The sequence below is a fragment of the Sphingobacterium sp. SGR-19 genome, assembly GCF_011043555.1.
Classification (GTDB): domain Bacteria; phylum Bacteroidota; class Bacteroidia; order Sphingobacteriales; family Sphingobacteriaceae; genus Sphingobacterium.
This window is the reverse complement of record NZ_JAAKGS010000011.1, coordinates 52,631-69,337: the sequence shown is the minus strand read 5'-3', so window position 1 is coordinate 69,337 and position 16,707 is coordinate 52,631. Positions and strand designations below refer to the sequence as shown.

General features: G+C 44.0%; 15 protein-coding genes. 8 read left to right on the top strand and 7 right to left on the bottom strand.

All coding sequences use genetic code 11. The features are described from left to right. Nucleotides 1-12 precede the first annotated feature (12 nt). The 4 genes from G5B43_RS17610 to G5B43_RS17595 all read right to left on the bottom strand — a co-directional run bounded on the left by G5B43_RS17610 (nt 13) and on the right by G5B43_RS17595 (nt 4,506). Entirely contained in the window at nt 13-1,122 is a 1,110-nt protein-coding gene (locus G5B43_RS17610; protein ID WP_165296117.1) for a FecR family protein, read from the bottom strand. A gap of 97 nt (nt 1,123-1,219) precedes the next feature. Beyond that, a complete protein-coding gene (locus G5B43_RS17605; RefSeq protein ID WP_165296116.1) occupies nt 1,220-1,846 on the bottom strand; it encodes an RNA polymerase sigma factor in 627 nt (208 codons plus the stop codon). A 123-nt stretch (nt 1,847-1,969) separates the two neighbouring features. Then, nucleotides 1,970-3,517: a sulfatase gene (locus tag G5B43_RS17600; protein WP_165296115.1), complete on the bottom strand. Its 1,548-nt coding sequence runs from the start codon at nt 3,515-3,517 to the stop codon at nt 1,970-1,972. 209 nt (nt 3,518-3,726) lie between these two features. Next, nucleotides 3,727-4,506 carry a tryptophan-rich sensory protein gene (locus tag G5B43_RS17595; RefSeq protein WP_165296114.1) on the bottom strand — a complete coding sequence of 260 codons (780 nt, stop codon included), beginning with the start codon at nt 4,504-4,506 and terminating at the stop codon, nt 3,727-3,729. A gap of 131 nt (nt 4,507-4,637) precedes the next feature. On the opposite strand from G5B43_RS17595, the gene G5B43_RS17590 reads away from it, so the two are divergent. The 8 genes from G5B43_RS17590 to G5B43_RS17555 all read left to right on the top strand — a co-directional run bounded on the left by G5B43_RS17590 (nt 4,638) and on the right by G5B43_RS17555 (nt 11,216). After that, nucleotides 4,638-5,009, top strand: a complete 372-nt coding sequence (locus G5B43_RS17590) for a helix-turn-helix domain-containing protein (protein WP_165296113.1) — start codon at nt 4,638-4,640, stop codon at nt 5,007-5,009. Nucleotides 5,010-5,086: 77 nt separating this feature from the next. Beyond that, on the top strand, nt 5,087-5,842 hold the full coding sequence (locus tag G5B43_RS17585) for an SDR family oxidoreductase (protein WP_165296112.1): 756 nt from the start codon (nt 5,087-5,089) through the stop codon (nt 5,840-5,842). A 197-nt stretch (nt 5,843-6,039) separates the two neighbouring features. Further along, nucleotides 6,040-6,789 carry an SDR family NAD(P)-dependent oxidoreductase gene (locus G5B43_RS17580; protein ID WP_165296111.1) on the top strand — a complete coding sequence of 250 codons (750 nt, stop codon included), beginning with the start codon at nt 6,040-6,042 and terminating at the stop codon, nt 6,787-6,789. Between the two features lie 27 nt (nt 6,790-6,816). After that, a complete protein-coding gene (gene budA / locus G5B43_RS17575) occupies nt 6,817-7,623 on the top strand; it encodes an acetolactate decarboxylase (protein WP_206367409.1) in 807 nt (268 codons plus the stop codon). Nucleotides 7,624-7,708: 85 nt separating this feature from the next. Beyond that, nucleotides 7,709-8,119, top strand: coding sequence for an Rrf2 family transcriptional regulator (locus tag G5B43_RS17570; RefSeq protein ID WP_165296110.1), 411 nt, complete (start codon nt 7,709-7,711; stop codon nt 8,117-8,119). Nucleotides 8,120-8,173: 54 nt separating this feature from the next. Beyond that, on the top strand, nt 8,174-9,031 hold the full coding sequence (locus tag G5B43_RS17565; protein ID WP_165296109.1) for an SDR family oxidoreductase: 858 nt from the start codon (nt 8,174-8,176) through the stop codon (nt 9,029-9,031). Between the two features lie 82 nt (nt 9,032-9,113). Next, on the top strand, nt 9,114-10,277 hold the full coding sequence (locus G5B43_RS17560; RefSeq protein ID WP_165296108.1) for an iron-containing alcohol dehydrogenase: 1,164 nt from the start codon (nt 9,114-9,116) through the stop codon (nt 10,275-10,277). 165 nt (nt 10,278-10,442) lie between these two features. Beyond that, nucleotides 10,443-11,216: a TerC family protein gene (locus tag G5B43_RS17555; protein WP_165296107.1), complete on the top strand. Its 774-nt coding sequence runs from the start codon at nt 10,443-10,445 to the stop codon at nt 11,214-11,216. Between the two features lie 18 nt (nt 11,217-11,234). Here G5B43_RS17555 and G5B43_RS17550 read toward each other — a convergent pair whose 3' ends face one another. The 3 genes from G5B43_RS17550 to G5B43_RS17540 all read right to left on the bottom strand — a co-directional run bounded on the left by G5B43_RS17550 (nt 11,235) and on the right by G5B43_RS17540 (nt 16,700). Then, entirely contained in the window at nt 11,235-11,951 is a 717-nt protein-coding gene (locus G5B43_RS17550) for a LytR/AlgR family response regulator transcription factor (RefSeq protein WP_165296106.1), read from the bottom strand. Between the two features lie 78 nt (nt 11,952-12,029). Beyond that, on the bottom strand, nt 12,030-13,352 hold the full coding sequence (locus tag G5B43_RS17545) for a RagB/SusD family nutrient uptake outer membrane protein (RefSeq protein WP_165296105.1): 1,323 nt from the start codon (nt 13,350-13,352) through the stop codon (nt 12,030-12,032). Between the two features lie 21 nt (nt 13,353-13,373). After that, entirely contained in the window at nt 13,374-16,700 is a 3,327-nt protein-coding gene (locus G5B43_RS17540) for a SusC/RagA family TonB-linked outer membrane protein (protein ID WP_165296104.1), read from the bottom strand. Between the last annotated feature and the right edge of the window lie 7 nt (nt 16,701-16,707).

The following is a 16,707-nucleotide window of genomic DNA, read 5'->3' as shown; positions in this document are numbered from 1 at the left end:
TGGAATTATTTATTATTCAATTACTTTATTTCTAGTTGTGTCGGGTGTCTGATAATGTACAGTTGTATCCTTTAAAAGGATAAGCACTTCGTCCCCATCCCCACTACCGCGTTGTAGGTCATTAACCAAGCATATAGTAGACAATATGGTTTCCAAGTCGTCATCCGCCGAAAACTCGCCCGTAAACGTTAAGTTCCGTGGCACCGCTGGATCTATTCGGATAGCTTTATCAAATTTTATCGCGATCTGGCGGAGCACTTCTGCCAGATCCTGTCGATCAAATCGGAGATTTTGTCGTTGATCACTGTTGGCTATACGCTGGTCTGCGTTAGCCGGTTGCATAGTTGGTTTAGGCGCCACTACGGGATTCGTTAATACGGTATTACTCGCCTCATCGATATACAACATTTCTCCAGCCGCTAGGTAAGTGTCCTGTATCGACATCCGAGCTTCCTTCGAGGAGCGGATTACGACCTTCCCAGAAAGCAAGTGAACTGTCGTCTTATCGAGGTTTCTGCCGTCAACAATAAATTCTGTACCGAGTGCCGTCGTTGTAAATCCATTGGCTACGACTTCAAAAGGTAACGTACTGTCGCGCACCACCACAAATTTTCCTTCGCCCCTCAGTTGTATACTGCGGTTTTGGGTACCATAATTTTTATCGTAATAAATCGTACTATGTGGCGAGAGCAACACCACAGATCCATCGTCCAATACAAATTGTAGTGAATCATGCTGCGAGCTAATAGTGTAAGTTTCAGGTCGTGCAGGTTCCGTATATACTATTTCCGTCGCAGTCTCGGTGTTCTTTTGCTTATAAAAGATCCCAAAGATACCGATGAGCACAACTACCGCGGCGGCGCTCACCCATTTATATGGGTACATCCTTTTTACCGGCGTTTGCATGCCGGCTTTGTTACGGATTGCTTGCAATAGTTCGGCTGACCGCTTCGCGCTGAGCAGCTCCGGGCTTTCGCTGGCGTCGACAAGTTCTCTTTTTAGTTGCCGCTGTAAGGCTGGCTGTTGATTGTCTAATTTATCGAGCAGCTCTTTTGCTTCGGCCTTCGTTAGCCGGCCCTTCCAGAAAGCCTGGATACTCTTTCGCGTTTTGTTTCCCATCATATATAAATACGATGGGTCGCATCGGGAGGCAATGGTCTACCTAGTTAAGAAATTATTACTAAAACGTAAAAATAAAGGCAATCGGCGCTGCCGTTTATTACATATAGATGCAAGCGGACAGAAGCAATAAGACCCCATTTTCGTAGGCATACGGATTACTCCCGGATACATATTGCTTAATACTTTTGTTTGCTTGTTTGAGATACTCAGATACAGAATTGACCGATAAATCCAACATCTCCGCTACGCGTTCTTTTGAATACCCTTCATAGCGGCACAGTCGAAAAACCTCTTTCTTACGAGGAGATAATTGATCGATAGCCTCTTCCAGTATGCGTAACTGTTCCGTTATGATGTCGTCTTGCTCCTGTACATCTTCGATATTCACGTAGAGATTATCATAGTCTTCAACAAAATCAATATGCTCCCTCAGCTTTCTTTTGAGAAAGTCCATGGACTTATTGAAACTAACGACGAACAACCAGTTCTCCAGCGGCCTATTTTCATCGATTTTATATCGATTTTGCCACAAACTCAGAAAAACATCCTGCAAAATTTCTTGCGCGTGCTCGGGCGAGTGTACAACTTTAAGAATGTTCGCGTATATTTTATGGTGATAGCGATGGTATATTAAGGTAAAAGAAGGTTCACTGCCATGCTTTAACTGGATAATAGCTTCGGCTTCCTCTAACTGTACGTAACGTTCCATCTCTTTTGTCTCCATCCGGGATCTTTTAACAAGATTTTCGAGCGTTACAAAATTATCTTTTCCGTGTTTGGCTGATTACTTATCCATATTATATTATTGTTAAATCCTAATTTTCTAACCACCGAACCCATCGTCTACTTAAATCTCATCAGCAGCACGAAGAATATCTTCTGCGTCTTTGTCTTCGTATTTCAGGATCAAGTCCCGAAGCCTATTCTTCAACGTTTTCAATATGGAACTATAACCCCGGTCATCGACAACGTTTGCTATTTCATTCGGATCCTGCTGTAAATCAAAAAGCTCCCAATTGTTCAATTCACCGTAAAATCTAATCAGTTTATATCGTTCGGTACGTATCCCAAAATGCGGATGGACACGATGTGGTTGTGGAAATTCATAATAGTGGTAATATCCGGCATCCCGCCACTGTACACTATCTTGGTTATTCAAGAGCAAAGGTAAAAATGAATTACCCTGAACATCATCTGGAATATCCGTACCAGCTAAATCCAATACCGTCGGTGCCCAATCAATATTCAGCACAAGATTTTGAAGTTCGGAACCGGGCTTTACGACTCCTGGATATCGGAGCATAAAGGGTGTCTTCAATGATTCCTCATAAATAAACCGTTTATCAAACCATCCATGCTCCCCTAAATAAAATCCCTGATCGGAAGCATAGATCACTACCGTGTTTTCTGCCAAACCGCTTTCATCCAGATAATCCAATAATTCGCCTATATTTCGGTCTAACGATTTGGCTGTAGAAAGATAATCTTTTAAATAGCGCTGATATTTCCACTCTATTAATTCCTTCCCTTTCAATTTCTTATCCGCGAATTCCTTCGATATTCCTCCATAGTAATCCGACAATGCTTTCTGCTGTCTAGCCGTATAACGGCCTTTAAACGGTTGTCCTACTTTCAAATCATATTTCAACACCATAGTTTTGTCGATTGTCATGTCTTGATCTTTAGCAGCTTCCCTCCCCTCATAATCATCGTAAAACGTTTCGGGAACAGGGAAATTCACACTGTCAAAAGCACCTAGATCTCGGATATCAGGCATCCATTCCCGATGCGTAGCTTTGTGTCCCACCACCAAAAAGAACGGCTTACCAGTCTCCTGTTGCGCTATAAAATCTTTAGCGAAAGAAGTAATGATATCCGTTACGTAACCTTCGTGTCTCACCGTATCGCCGTTGTTATGGATAAAGTCGGGATTATAGTAATGCCCTTGGCCAGGCAGTATCTTAAAATAATCCAAAGCCTCCTTTGGAAGTGTTCCTAAATGCCATTTCCCAATCCAAGCAGTATGGTAGCCTGTCTTTTGCAACTCTTTCGTGAAAAGTGTCTGATCGAGGTTAAAACTATTTTCGTTGGCCTTGAAACCATTTTTATGGCTGTATTTCCCCGTCAACAAAGTTGCACGGCTAGGCCCACAGATACTGTTTGTTACCAATTGATTTTTAAGGATCACCCCTTCATTGGCTATTCGATCAATATTCGGTGTTTGCGCCAGTGTACTTCCGTAGGCGCTGATTGCCTGATAAGCATGGTCGTCTGAGAAGATGAATATGATGTTTGGCCGTTTCCGTTTTACCGAATCCAAATTTTGTCCGAAAGTACTTAACGATATACCGGACAATAATCCGATAAGGATGTAACTACATAATTTTCTGTTCATAATCGTAAAAAGCAAATTTAATAATCATTACTTCCTCGGTAAAAAAGTCTTAACCCGTTCTTTTACCATTTGGTCTCGTAAAACGGTCTTATTTTCAAACGAAGATAAGGATAAAGACAAAGCATATGCTTTTTGCCGCACTAGTTTCATAAAAAATTGATTCTTATTTGAAAATCTAAATATCAATAAGCGGTGTCACGGAAACGCAGCTATTCAAGAGGAATCCTTCGGCTTTTCAAAGCATTGGCCACAATGGATATAAGAATAACAAATGTTACAATATAGCAAGCATAAACAACCATACTGCCCCCATTAGCTGTATTATTATTAGCTACCGCGATCGCGACCAACGCCCAGATACCAACCAAGCCGTATTCACGAAGGTTACGGATAGTGATCATAAACACATTCACTAAGCCCGCAATAGCTATCATAACGACCGTCCATACTACGGGTGAAATGCCCCATCCATCCCAGTTTATCTTCGTGAGCCAAGCCGCTGTATTCGCAATCAATGCAACGGAGATCCAGCCAGCGTACAGCGCGAAAGGCCAAAACACAAAAAAGTATCTTCTAAGCGGGTGATAATCCAATTCCATCCGCGTAACCAAAATGATTTTCAATAGGGCAACAAGAAGAGTCACCATGATAATAACAGAGAGGCCTATATAATCATTTAACCACGCTACAACCCAAAGAGAATTCGCTAAACAAGTAAACACGAAAAGCCATCGTATTTTGAAAAGTACGGAATCCGTTTCCTTTCTCGTGAAGAGGCCGCGTCCCGTATAAAGAACAAAACCTAACAGTCCGAGATAAATAATCCCCCAGATAGAAAATGCATAGCCGGCCGGTGTGAAAAAATTGGCATATCTATCCGATATCGTCGCCATTGTATTACCACTAAAGATTCCGGCATTACCTAAATAATTGACAAAGATCGTGATGATCAAAGCGAGGCCATTGGCTATGGGAAGAAGAGTTTTCATAAAACAAACGTTAGGTCTAATAAACAATAACCGTTGCCATTTAGTTCTATTAGTTTTCTATAAAAGTAAAAATAATTATGATGTCTCTAAAAATCACTATTTTAGTTTTGTATTATCAACGATTCGGTATAATGGAAAACGAAAATCAGGCCATTCCTACAAGGGGCGCAGAAATTAAAGCCATCTATCTCGAATTTCTGGACAGGCACATTACAGCTGTCGTGTCTGGCGAGGTAGATGACTTTATGGAAATCAACCAGATCGCAGACCACCTCTGTGTATCACACAAACACCTTACAGATACGATTCAGAGGGAAACCGGGAACCACCCCTGCTATCATTATGACCTGAAGATTATTGACACGGCAAAAGAGCTATTGCTAGAGACCAATAAGTCGGTTGCTGAAATCGCACGCATCCTAACGTATGATCCCTCCAATTTCACTAAGTTTTTCAAGAAATTTGTCGGTTTCACGCCAGGGCAATTCCGAAAAAGATGCTAAATACAAGTTCCGAAAAGTTCACCATATTATGCAAGTTTAGTTTGCTGAATTTTGCTATACACTAAATATACAATAATATGGAAAAGAACAATGTAAATGGAAAAGTAGTATTGATCGCCGGGGGTGCAAAAAATCTAGGTGGTTTGTTAAGCCGTGATTTTGCGTCGCAAGGTGCCAAACTGGTTATCCACTATAACAGCGAAAGTACGAAACCTGATGCAGAACAAACACTTGCGGATGTGCAGGCTTCAGGTGCAGAAGCCATTTTGGTACAATCCGACCTTACAAAGATTGAAAACGTCAGTAAACTCTTCGATGTAGCGATCGCAAAATTTGGCGGTATTGATATTGCGATCAATACCGTGGGAAAAGTATTGAAGAAACCGTTCGTAGATACGACGGAAGCAGAATACGATAGCATGAGCGACATCAATTCCAAAGTAGCCTATTTCTTCATCCAGGAAGCAGGAAAAAAATTGAATGACAATGGAAAGATATGTACTATCGTAACCTCGTTGCTAGCCGCCTACACAGGTCTTTATTCTACCTATGAAGGTATGAAGGCTCCTGTCGAGCACTTTACCCGCGCCGCTTCCAAAGAGTTTGGTAACAGGGGCATTTCCGTTACAGCCGTTGCGCCGGGCCCGATGGATACACCATTCTTCTACGGCCAAGAAACCGAAGACGCCGTAGCCTACCACAAATCAGCGTCGGCACTAGGCGGCCTTACCGATATCAAAGATATCGCTCCCTTGGTCGAATTCTTAGTAACGGCAGGATGGTGGATTACCGGACAAACAATCTTCGCCAACGGAGGCTACACCACGCGATAGCTCTTTTTCGCTTTAATGAACAACAAGGATCAGCATCTTCCAGTTCATAGAGACGTACAAAAAGCGCATGTTTTGTAAAAACAAACAAACATGCGCTTTTGTCGTTTATTCTTTATCGATGATGATGCAATCAAACTCACCTGTGCGTTTTGAATAAATCATCACGGTTTCGTACATTTAAGCATAAAAAAATCACTATGAGCAAGTTGCAAAACAAAGTGGCCTATGTTACCGGCGCGGGTTCGGGCATCGGTAAAGCCATTGCAGTGCTGTATGCACAAGAAGGAGCTAAAGTCGTTGTTTCGGACATCAACGAATCTCACGGAAATGACGTGGTTGAACTTATCAAGAAAGAAGGTGGCGATGCTATTTTTGTCAAAGCGGATACCGCATCAGCAGAAGACGTAGAACGTTTGGTCGCGAAGACCGTCGAGCAATACGGCCGGTTGGACATTGCGTGCAACAACGCGGGTATTGGGGGCAAGCAGGCTATGGGTGCAGACTTGAGCATCGAAGACTGGAAAACCATCATCGACATCAACCTTAACGGCGTATTCTATGGCTGCAAATACGCGACGCAGCAGATGCTGAAAAACGGGGGCGGTGTTATTATCAATATGGGCTCTATCCATAGTATCACGGCTGTGCCAGGTTCGGTTGGCTATGCCGCTGCAAAACATGCTGTACTTGGATTGACACGCAACTTCGGTATAGAATATGCCAGTCAGAACATCAGGGTTAATGCAATAGGTCCAGGCTATATCGACACCCCTTTGCTGGACAAGCTTCCTTCTGAACAGAAAGATGCCTTAGTCGCAAAGCATCCGATAGGTAGACTTGGAAAAGCAGAAGAAGTGGCTCAGCTAGCGTTGTTTTTGAGTACGGACGACGCCACATTTATCAACGGTAGCTACTACAATATCGATGGTGGGTATACGGCAGTGTAGTTGACCTTAATTTTGCGGTAATCAAATATGATGAGAACGATGAAATTAAACAACATGCTTACTACGGCTTTAGTCTGCGTCGGATTAAACGGATTTTCACAACAAATCAGCGCACCTTCAAGGTATGATATATTGTACAATTATGGTATTATTGAAGCCTTTATTGGTGGTCTTTACAAAGGGACACTTCCAATCAAGGACTTAAAGCTAAAGGGCGATTTTGGTATCGGTGCCCCTGATATGTTGGACGGTGAACTGACAATGCTTGACGGGAAAGCCTATCAAACAAAAGCTACAGGGGAAACAGTGGTATTAGATAACGATTACAAAACAGCTTTTTCTACTGTTACCTTTTTCAAAGCGGACACCGTATTCTATGTAAATAATGCCACTGAACAACAGAATTTATTGGAAGTCATAAAAGATGGTTTGAGAAATATAAATGCAATGTATGCCATTAAGATTACGGGCGACTTCGGTCATGTTAAAACAAGAGCATTTCCACCCGTGAAGGCAGAGCCTTTTCCCCTACTCTCGACGATTCTAGATAAACAACAGTTTTTCGACATCCAGAATACTGAAGGAACCTTGGTCGGTTACCATCTTCCCGAATATCTGAACGGGATACAGATCAGTGGCTTTCATCTGCATTTCCTTTCTGCCGATACCAAACAAGGTGGACACGTGTTGGACTTCAACGGCCATAACCTGAAAGTTGAAATTGCCGAACTCAAAAGTCTCGAGTTAGATATACCGACAGGACACGATTTCCAAAACTTCAAATTTAAACCGAAACACAGCGAAGCACTCGAACGAGTGGAGCAGGGCAAATAAAGGTTAGAACGAAAATCACAGCGCCATTAAATTATAAATGTAACAACTATCATTACATTTATATTTTTTTTCGTATCTTTGCTTTATGAACAACACGAGGTTTGCGACGGCTCTCCATATTTTGACGCTCCTAGCCAAAGCACCAGACGAATGGCTAAGTTCCGACTGGATTGCGGGCAGCATCCAGATAAACCCTGTGATTGTCCGTAAAGAACTCGGACTGCTACAGGATCGGGGCTGGGTGATTAGCAAAAAAGGTAAGGAAGGTGGATCCATGCTGGGTGTGCCAAGCAATGAAATAAGCTTAGCGGATATTTATCACGCGGTAAAAAGCTCGCACGTGCTGGGAAAAAAAAATCAGAACCCTAATCCAAAATGCCCTGTAGGGAAAGTAGTTAACACCCAGTTAGAGCAGCTCTTTATAGAAACTGACGAATCGCTGTATGCGGCTCTTTCGAACAGAACACTCGAAGATTTTGTGCAACAGTTTAAATAATTTTTTTACATATTAATGTAACAGTTTTTATTACATTATCTTTAATAACACAATATGAAAATAGGAATCACCGGAGCTACCGGACAACTAGGTCGTTTGGTAGTAGAACAATTAAAACACCGTCTAGGCGCTGAAAGCCTTGTTGCCTTGGTACGCTCGCCCGAGAAAGCAGCAGATCTTGGTATTGCTTCAACCATGTTTGACTACGACAAGCCAGAGACATTGTTCGAGGGGTTAGAGGGTATCGAGCATCTCCTGCTCATTTCCGGAAACGAGGTAGGCCAACGCAAAGTACAACATCAACGTGTTATCGATGCTGCACGTCAGGCCGGTGTTAAATGGATCGTGTATACCAGCTTGCTTCATGCAGCTACATCCACGTTGAGTTTGGCAGCAGAACATGTCGAAACCGAAGCACTACTTCAGGCTTCCGACATCCCCTACACCATCTTAAGAAACGGCTGGTATACCGAAAACTATACAGGCTCGATTCCCGGAGCCTTGCAGGCGGGCGCTTTTGTCGGTAGTGCCGGTGAAGGTAAGATTTCTTCTGCCGCACGAGCCGATTATGCAGAAGCAGCCGCCATCATATTGAGCAGCGATGGCCATATCGGCAACGTATACGAACTAGCCGGCGACGAAGCTTATACCCTACACGATCTTGCAGCCGAAATTAGCAAGCAAACGGGCAGAAACATTCCATACAATAATCTACCCGAAGCGGATTACGCAGGTGTGCTCGCCTCGCAAGGTTTACCCCAGAGTGTTGCAGAAGCAATCGCCAGCTGGGATGTAGGCGCTTCCAAAGGCGATTTATTCGATGATCGGAAGGTCTTATCCAATTTAATTGGGCGGCCTACCACACCGTTAGCCGAGTCGGTTAAAGCTGGATTGTTATTTAGCGAAAATTAATTGAACCTTTCGGAATTTACATTGAAACAACATGGAGAAGCGCTTAATTCTTTAATTTCGTACTATAAACTACGCAAGAAACATGATCAATTTCGAATATAAGAACCCAACAAAAATACTTTTCGGTCAAGATCAGATACCTAAAGTCGCGCTCCAAATCCCGCAGGATGCCATCGTATTGATGGTATACGGCAGTGGGAGCATTAAGCAAAACGGCATTTACGAACAGGTTAAGGACGCCTTGCAACAGCATACAGTTTATGAATTCGGAGGTGTTCCTGCCAATCCAGAATATAACATACTGTTACAGGCATTGGCCCTTATCAAAGAGAAAAAAGTAACCTATCTCTTAGCCGTTGGCGGCGGATCTGTGATCGATGGCGTTAAATTTCTATCCGCTGCAGTAGGCTACCAAGGTGACCCCTGGGATATCCTGAAACTTCGGATTCGGACAGAAGAAGGTCAAGGCATGCCTTTCGGAACTATCCTGACGCTCCCGGCCACCGGTTCCGAGATGAACTCCGGATATGTGGTATCTAGGAAAGAAACAAACGAAAAGTTGGCTGCTGGCGGCCCTGGGGTATTTCCACAGTTTTCGATATTGGATCCTGAAGTTGTACGCTCGATCCCCAGAAGGCAAATCATCAACGGCATCACCGATGCGTATACACACGTGCTGGAGCAATACATCACAGCGCCTTCGGCTGCCGATTTGCAAGAACGAATCGCCGAAAGTATTTTGATCAGCCTACAGGAAACAGCACCCAAACTGATGACATCGGAATTTGATTACGGTGCGGCAGCAAACTTTATGTGGTGCTGTACCATGGCACTCAATGGCCTTATCCAAAAAGGGGTAATAACCGATTGGGCAATACACGCTATGGGGCATGAGCTCACGGCCTACTATGGTATCGACCATGCACGTACCTTGGCGATTATCGCGCCATCCCATTACCGTTATAATTTTGAAACCAAAAAAGAAAAGTTGGCGCAGTACGCGGAACGCATATGGGGAATCACCGAAGGTACGGTTGAAGAAAAAGCGAAGGCAGGCATTGCACAGATGGAACACTTCTTCCACAGCATGGATATTGCCACCAAGCTTTCCGAGTATGTTACGGATTACCACGATACCGCAGCGCGTATCAAACAGACTTTCATCAACAGAAACTTGACCGGCATCGGTGAGTACAAATCCCTGACACCAGATGATGTGTATGAAATCGTGAAAATGAGTTATTAGCATCTTAAAAAGATCTATGTAAAGGACGAGACTGAGGATCGGACCATATATATTACGATCAAGACAATCTTGAAAGGGAAATGAACGGTCGAAAAGATTTGTGTCCACATTTAAACATTTCTAGTTTGTTATTTGTATTATTACAATAAATTACAATCATACATTATGGAATGGATCGCGGACCCTCAAATATGGATTTCATTTTTTACACTGACAGTATTGGAGATCGTATTGGGTATAGACAATATTGTATTTATCTCAATACAGAGCGGTAAGCTTCCTTTGGAACAACAAAAAAAGGCGAGACAGCTTGGTTTGCTACTCGCCTTGGTTATGCGTGTCGGTTTATTATTCTCCATCAAATGGATTATGGGCCTGACCGAACCATTCCTTCATCTGGGCGATACATTTAATATCGAAAATCCTTCGTGGTATCGATACCTAACGTTATCTGGTCGAGACCTTATTTTATTTTTTGGCGGTTTATTCCTGATTTATAAAGCAACCACCGAGATTCATCATAAAGTAGAAGGACATATAGAGACAGCTACCAGCCGAAGCAGGCCCATCACCTTTCGGAGTGTCATTATACAGATTATTATCCTCGATTTAGTCTTCTCACTTGATTCGGTCATCACAGCCGTTGGAATGGTAGATCAAATCGGCGTGATGATAGCAGCGGTCATTGTCGCGGTTGTTATTATGCTGCTTTCCGCTTCCACAATTTCTAGGTTTGTCAACGATTATCCATCAGTCAAAATGCTTGCATTGGCCTTCCTACTACTTATCGGGGTTTCGTTAACAGCTGAGGCGTTTGATCAGCACATTCCTAAAGGTTATATCTATTTTGCTATGGCTTTCTCGGTGTTAGTGGAATTTCTTAATATCCGGACAGAAAAAACAGCATTGCAAAAATTGAAAGACGAAGTCGATAAGTGATTTGAATGGCAGTGCGAACTAGCGCCCCAGCCATTCCTGGAAGAGCAGCGAACGTTCCTGACTAACGATGACATCCTCGTCATGTGTGGGTGCAAGTTTTACTTTTACACGACCTCGGCTAATTTTTAGCATCGATATGATGGCATCGATATGCACAATAAATTTACGGTTTACCTGAAAAAAAAGTGCTGGATCCAGTTTTGTAGCAATCCCCATTAAAGTGTCCTCTATGATAAATCGTCCACCGTTTTTCTCGACAACAAATAACGTCTTATCCTCCGCCATAAAATAGGCAATATCGACTACGGGAAGCGATTTGAGATGGATACCATATTTAACCAAGAACCGACTTTTATACTGTGGGTCGTCCGAAGGCAGCAATTTCCTCACCTTGGCGACAGCTTGCTCTAGATCCTCCCGATCAAAAGGTTTTAATAAGTAAGCATATCCTTGATTCTGAAAAGCATCAAGTGCATAATCATCGTAAGCCGTCGTAAAAATAACAGGCGCTGATACCACTACTTGCTTAAAGATCTCTAAGCTGATACCGTCTGCCAGATGTATATCCATAAAAATCAAATCTGGACTATTTTTTCGTAGCCATTCCACCGCGTCCCGAACGGTATCCAACCTAAACAGCATAGGATTTTCTGCGTCAAGCAATGCCGTCAACATATCCCGGAGATTGTCCCACGCCCATTCTTCATCCTCTACGACAAGTATTTGCCAAGCCATGCGGTAAAAATAGAAAAAATCCCTTATGCTACGGTCATAGCATAAGGGATTTTTCAAACAGTCGATTCCGCGAATCGATTAGAGCAACTCGGGGTTATTCTCGATCGCTTCTCTCGGATAGCGGATCGTATACCGTGGATCTTCCTGCTGTAGCGTATACGTTTCACCCAAAAAAAGATGTTGGATTTCAGGACGGCCCCAACGCTTCAAATCATACCAGCGCAAACCCTCTAAGGCCAATTCCCGTGTCCGTTCTTCCTGCAGGAATTCCAATAGCTCTCCGTTCGATAGCGCATCCAGCTTATTTTGCTGTTCCGATGCAGCCGATGCCGACAATCGATGTTGCGCCAACGTATCAAATGCTTCCAAGGCAACCGTTTTGTTATCTAGATGCAATGCTGCTTCCGCGACAATCAAATAAAGTTCGCCATTTCTAAAGCTGACCTTAAATCGGTTACTCCCCCCTTTAAGCGATCTGTATTCATCATCGGATTTTTTAAAATAGTGTGCAAAACGTTTATCGTTGATCTGATCGTACAGCGCGATGATGTTGTTCGCAACATACGTGCTCGAATGTACTTGCGGTGTCGCTGGATTATCCATTGCTTGGATAGATTCGACGGATTCAAAATCTGTAGGTACCAAAGCGTCACCATTATTCAGATCAACCAGTCCGTCCTCGATTGCCAAGGCCTTTTGCGCTTCCGACAAAGCTTTAGCCCATTCCGAACGATATAGATGGAGCCTGGCACTGAATGCATAGAGCGCCCGTTTGCTAAACCTGTATCGATGTTCAGCGGGTTGATTGCTTACTTGCATCAATTCGGTGGCGCGTGCCATATCGTCTGCGATAAAAGCATATACCTCCTCCATCGTCCTGACCGGGAATTTCTGTTCCAAATCGATCGTCTGCGCAATAGGAATCCCCTTGTGCCGTCTGTTCGTTTCGCTATACACCGGCGCATAGCAGTTGAGCAATTCAAAATGGCTATACGCCCGCAATAGGTAGGCTTCCGCCTTTAGCTGCTTCGTTACCTCATTATCACCCAATTTATCATCGATTTCTGTCAACAGCAAATTCGCATAAAATATACTCTTGTAGAACGTCGCCCAAGGATAAGACAGCGTTGTCGGATCGGGTGCTTGGTCATTCCAGATATAAATATCTTTCAGAACCGCCATGTCCGTGGAAAATTCATCCAATAGCAATTCGTCGGTCCGTAAGGATAATAAAGATTTATGTGTCGGAAAAACCGAATATCCACTGGTCAGCAGCGCCCGAAAGTCGGCTTCGGTCGAGGGTACAACCGTTCCCACAGGCTGTATATCCAAGTATTTATCGCAGGAATGCATAAATACCCCTGCGATGGCTATGCATATATAAATAAATTTTTGTCTCATATCAATAGAATTAAAAAAGCGTTAAAACTGGGCAGATAAACCAAACGTAAACGATTTGGTAATAGGCTGCGCATAGAAATTACCATACGTTTCAGGACCGAAGTAACCATCATACGAATCACCGAAAACGAAAAGGTTACGTCCCTCCACATTGAAGCGGATATTACCCGCACCTATACGCTTTGCGATCTTACTCGGCATGGTATACCCTAAACGAATACTATTAATACGCACATAACTCATATTTTTCGCCCAAATATCGTAATAACCAAAAGATCGTACCGGGTCATGGTCCATCATCCAACTGTACGCAATCCAGCGTGCATTGTCCTCGATATTCGTGCTGCCCAAGGCCGGCAAGCCATTTCCTTGGAGCGCATCCATTACCCTATTGGATTGGTTCATACCCCGATCCACACTTGCCGGATTGTACGGCGGTGTAGCGCGCATCCATCTGTCCAAGTTGAATGCCGCCGATACCGCTAAATCAAAGCGATCAAAGCGGAATCTATTGGTCATACCGCCCACAAATTTCGGATCTGCATTCCCTAAGTACCGGAATTTGCTACGGTATGTATCCGGTGTAAGTTCCGTAGCGACCATATATCCCGGCAGAAAATCAGCCCAAGGATCGTAGAGACCATAAAATTCTTCGAAAGCTACCGTTTCTCCGGTTGCTCCCTGAAATTGCATCAGGCCGTCCGCATCCAGTCCCGCTGTCGGTAACACGAATATGGAGTTGATCGGGTAACCTTCCTGATTATCGAGTACGTACGATTTTGGATCCGCCAGTACTTTCGTTAGCTTATTGTTATTATGGGCGATATTAAAATCCGTTCCCCATTCAAAACGTTTGCGTACGATATTTCTGCTGGAAATCATGAGTTCGATTCCTTCATTTTTCACCGCTGCCCAATTCCGCTGGATATTTTCAAAACCATTCTCTAACGCAAGTTGGCTCACACTGATCACATCGGTACTATTGCGGTTGTAGTAATCCAGCGTGACGTTTACCCTATCTGCCCAAAGTCCGATATCAAGCCCCGCGTTCCAGGTCTGCGTACGCTCCCAACGGAGTTTATCATTTGCGGGCATATCCACCACGATAGTTTCTTCATTAGATCCGGGTAGTAACATTCCATTACTATACTGACCAATGAAAAAGGGATAGGTATTACGGTCCACATTACCCTGTATCCCATAAGACGCGCGCAAGCGCAAGTTGGAAATCGTCGGTACAGCCCTCATGAAAGATTCTTCGGAAACGATCCATGATCCAGCAAGCGACCAAATAGGCAGGAAACGGTATTTGGGATCCACGCCGAACATATTTGATCCGTCGTAACGAATACTCCCGAAGAGGTTATATTTACGATCCAGCGTATATGTCGCATTCGCAAAAAAGGAAGCATACGACGTTTCACCAATACTTTTGGCGTATTGACGGAAACGTTCATCGTTTTCATATCCCGAATTTGGAAAAACGATGGGCTTGGTTGTCAGCGTTGTTGGATTAAATCCAAAACCTTTGGTGGATATCAAGGTGTTTTTGCTACGGCGCAATTCGGTTCCGCCCATGGCTTCCAGTTCATGGCGTTCCCCAAAGCTCGTATTATAACTCAAGAACGACTTCCAATTGTATTGGAAACTACTGTTCGCCGTATTTTCGATCAGACCACCCGCTGGCAAAAAGTACTTTTCTCCATTACTAAAATATCGTGTGCCGTGATACAGCTTGCGCCTGTAATAGCTGTCCTGATCCATAAACCTCTCGGTACCGGTCTCGTCAAACTGCAAACCGAGTTCCGTACGGATATTTAAATTATGTAAGATATCGTACTGCAAGTAGGAGATCGACTTGAGCGCCTTGTTGAATAAGCTATATCTGGTATTCTCCCTCTCTTCAATAGCGTTAAACGGAATGTATGTATCATTCTCAAAGCCGTCAATATCCGGATCATACACATACGAGCCATCCTCATTTCGAATCGCCAAATACGGATTGACTGTACGGGCGTAATAGCTCGGATTGGTAAATCCGTCCGGATCTTGAATAGGGTTTTGTCGATTCGTGATCGATCCCAAGAGGTTTATCCCTGCTTTTAATCGGCTATTGATACGAAAATCATTATTCAAGGTTAAGTTATAACGATTCATATCGACATTGTGCATGCTTCCCTTCTCGTCAAAGTAGCCTGCCGAAACGTAGTAACGATGGTTTTCCGTTCCGCCCGATACCGATGCATTGTATTGCTGATTGATCGCATTGCGGAACAAATTATCCGCCCAATCATATTCTTTGCCACGCAGCGCATCGATTGCATTTCGGGTTTCGGCGGACAATGCTGTTAACCCACCTGCACGAAAGCTATCCCATTCATTGGACGCCGTCAGCAACCGCGCAATGGCCCCCTTACCCGATCGGTACGTCAAATCAGGCCGCTTAGCCATCTCCAGTTCAAAATCGACCTTTTGGGAAGCATTCATCAAGTTCAGACGATCAAAGTCCGGTCGTTGCGTCACAAATGTATTCGCTGAGACGCTTACTTTTGCCGGCCCGGCTTGTCCCCTTTTGGTGGTAATCACGATCACCCCATTTGCCGCGCGCGCACCGTAAATCGCTGTAGCAGCCGCATCCCTTAAAACAGAGATGTCTTTGATATCTTCAGGGTTCAATCCGGCAATCGGCAGATTTCTTAAGGTGTTTATATCATCTTTATCCAAGCGGTTGGGCAACTCCGTACCCTCTATTGGCATACCATCCACCACCCATAACGGGTCCTGCGTACCGTTCATCGAAACCGTACCACGGATGCGGATCTGCGATACACCGTTTGGTCCGCCGTTTATATTCGAGAACTGCATACCCGACACCTGTCCTTCCAGCATCTGTTCGATACTCGCCACACCCGACTGCTTGATCTTTTCCGCATCGATTTTCGTATACGCTGTGGTATTCTTGCGCTTCTTAATATCGCTGTACCCCGTTACAATAACCTCTTCCAAAGCGGTATCGTCTGGTTGGAGCAACAACGTTTTATGCCCTTGATAAACCCTAATCCGTAAAGGCTCATACCCCATAAAAGACACCGTAACCGTGTTGACATCACGCGGTAGGTCAAGCGAGAAATCGCCGTTCGCATCGGTGATTGCCCCTAAGACCGACTGCTGTACCTGTCCCGCTACACCGGTTTGTTCCGCTACAGCAGAACGGTCTACCGTAACAGCCGCACCCGCAATCGCCGTGTTTGTCACAGCGTCCAACACACGCCCTTTCAAAGGCTTCATATCCTGTGCCCAACTTATATGCACACAGCATATCATCAAGATAATTACTATTCTATACATTAAAAAT

Bases quoted from the DNA above. Each gene is read 5' to 3' on its own strand.
- budA (WP_206367409.1), top strand. From the start codon at position 6,817: ATGATGAGAACGATGAAATTAAACAACATGCTTACTACGGCTTTAGTC.
- G5B43_RS17570 (WP_165296110.1), top strand. From the start codon at position 7,709: ATGAACAACACGAGGTTTGCGACGGCTCTCCATATTTTGACGCTCCTA.
- G5B43_RS17580 (WP_165296111.1), top strand. From the start codon at position 6,040: ATGAGCAAGTTGCAAAACAAAGTGGCCTATGTTACCGGCGCGGGTTCG.
- G5B43_RS17610 (WP_165296117.1), bottom strand. From the start codon at position 1,122: ATGATGGGAAACAAAACGCGAAAGAGTATCCAGGCTTTCTGGAAGGGC.
- G5B43_RS17565 (WP_165296109.1), top strand. From the start codon at position 8,174: ATGAAAATAGGAATCACCGGAGCTACCGGACAACTAGGTCGTTTGGTA.
- G5B43_RS17595 (WP_165296114.1), bottom strand. From the start codon at position 4,506: ATGAAAACTCTTCTTCCCATAGCCAATGGCCTCGCTTTGATCATCACG.
- G5B43_RS17585 (WP_165296112.1), top strand. From the start codon at position 5,087: ATGGAAAAGAACAATGTAAATGGAAAAGTAGTATTGATCGCCGGGGGT.
- G5B43_RS17540 (WP_165296104.1), bottom strand. From the start codon at position 16,700: ATGTATAGAATAGTAATTATCTTGATGATATGCTGTGTGCATATAAGT.
- G5B43_RS17550 (WP_165296106.1), bottom strand. From the start codon at position 11,951: ATGGCTTGGCAAATACTTGTCGTAGAGGATGAAGAATGGGCGTGGGAC.
- G5B43_RS17545 (WP_165296105.1), bottom strand. From the start codon at position 13,352: ATGAGACAAAAATTTATTTATATATGCATAGCCATCGCAGGGGTATTT.
- G5B43_RS17555 (WP_165296107.1), top strand. From the start codon at position 10,443: ATGGAATGGATCGCGGACCCTCAAATATGGATTTCATTTTTTACACTG.
- G5B43_RS17560 (WP_165296108.1), top strand. From the start codon at position 9,114: ATGATCAATTTCGAATATAAGAACCCAACAAAAATACTTTTCGGTCAA.
- G5B43_RS17605 (WP_165296116.1), bottom strand. From the start codon at position 1,846: ATGGAGACAAAAGAGATGGAACGTTACGTACAGTTAGAGGAAGCCGAA.
- G5B43_RS17600 (WP_165296115.1), bottom strand. From the start codon at position 3,517: ATGAACAGAAAATTATGTAGTTACATCCTTATCGGATTATTGTCCGGT.
- G5B43_RS17590 (WP_165296113.1), top strand. From the start codon at position 4,638: ATGGAAAACGAAAATCAGGCCATTCCTACAAGGGGCGCAGAAATTAAA.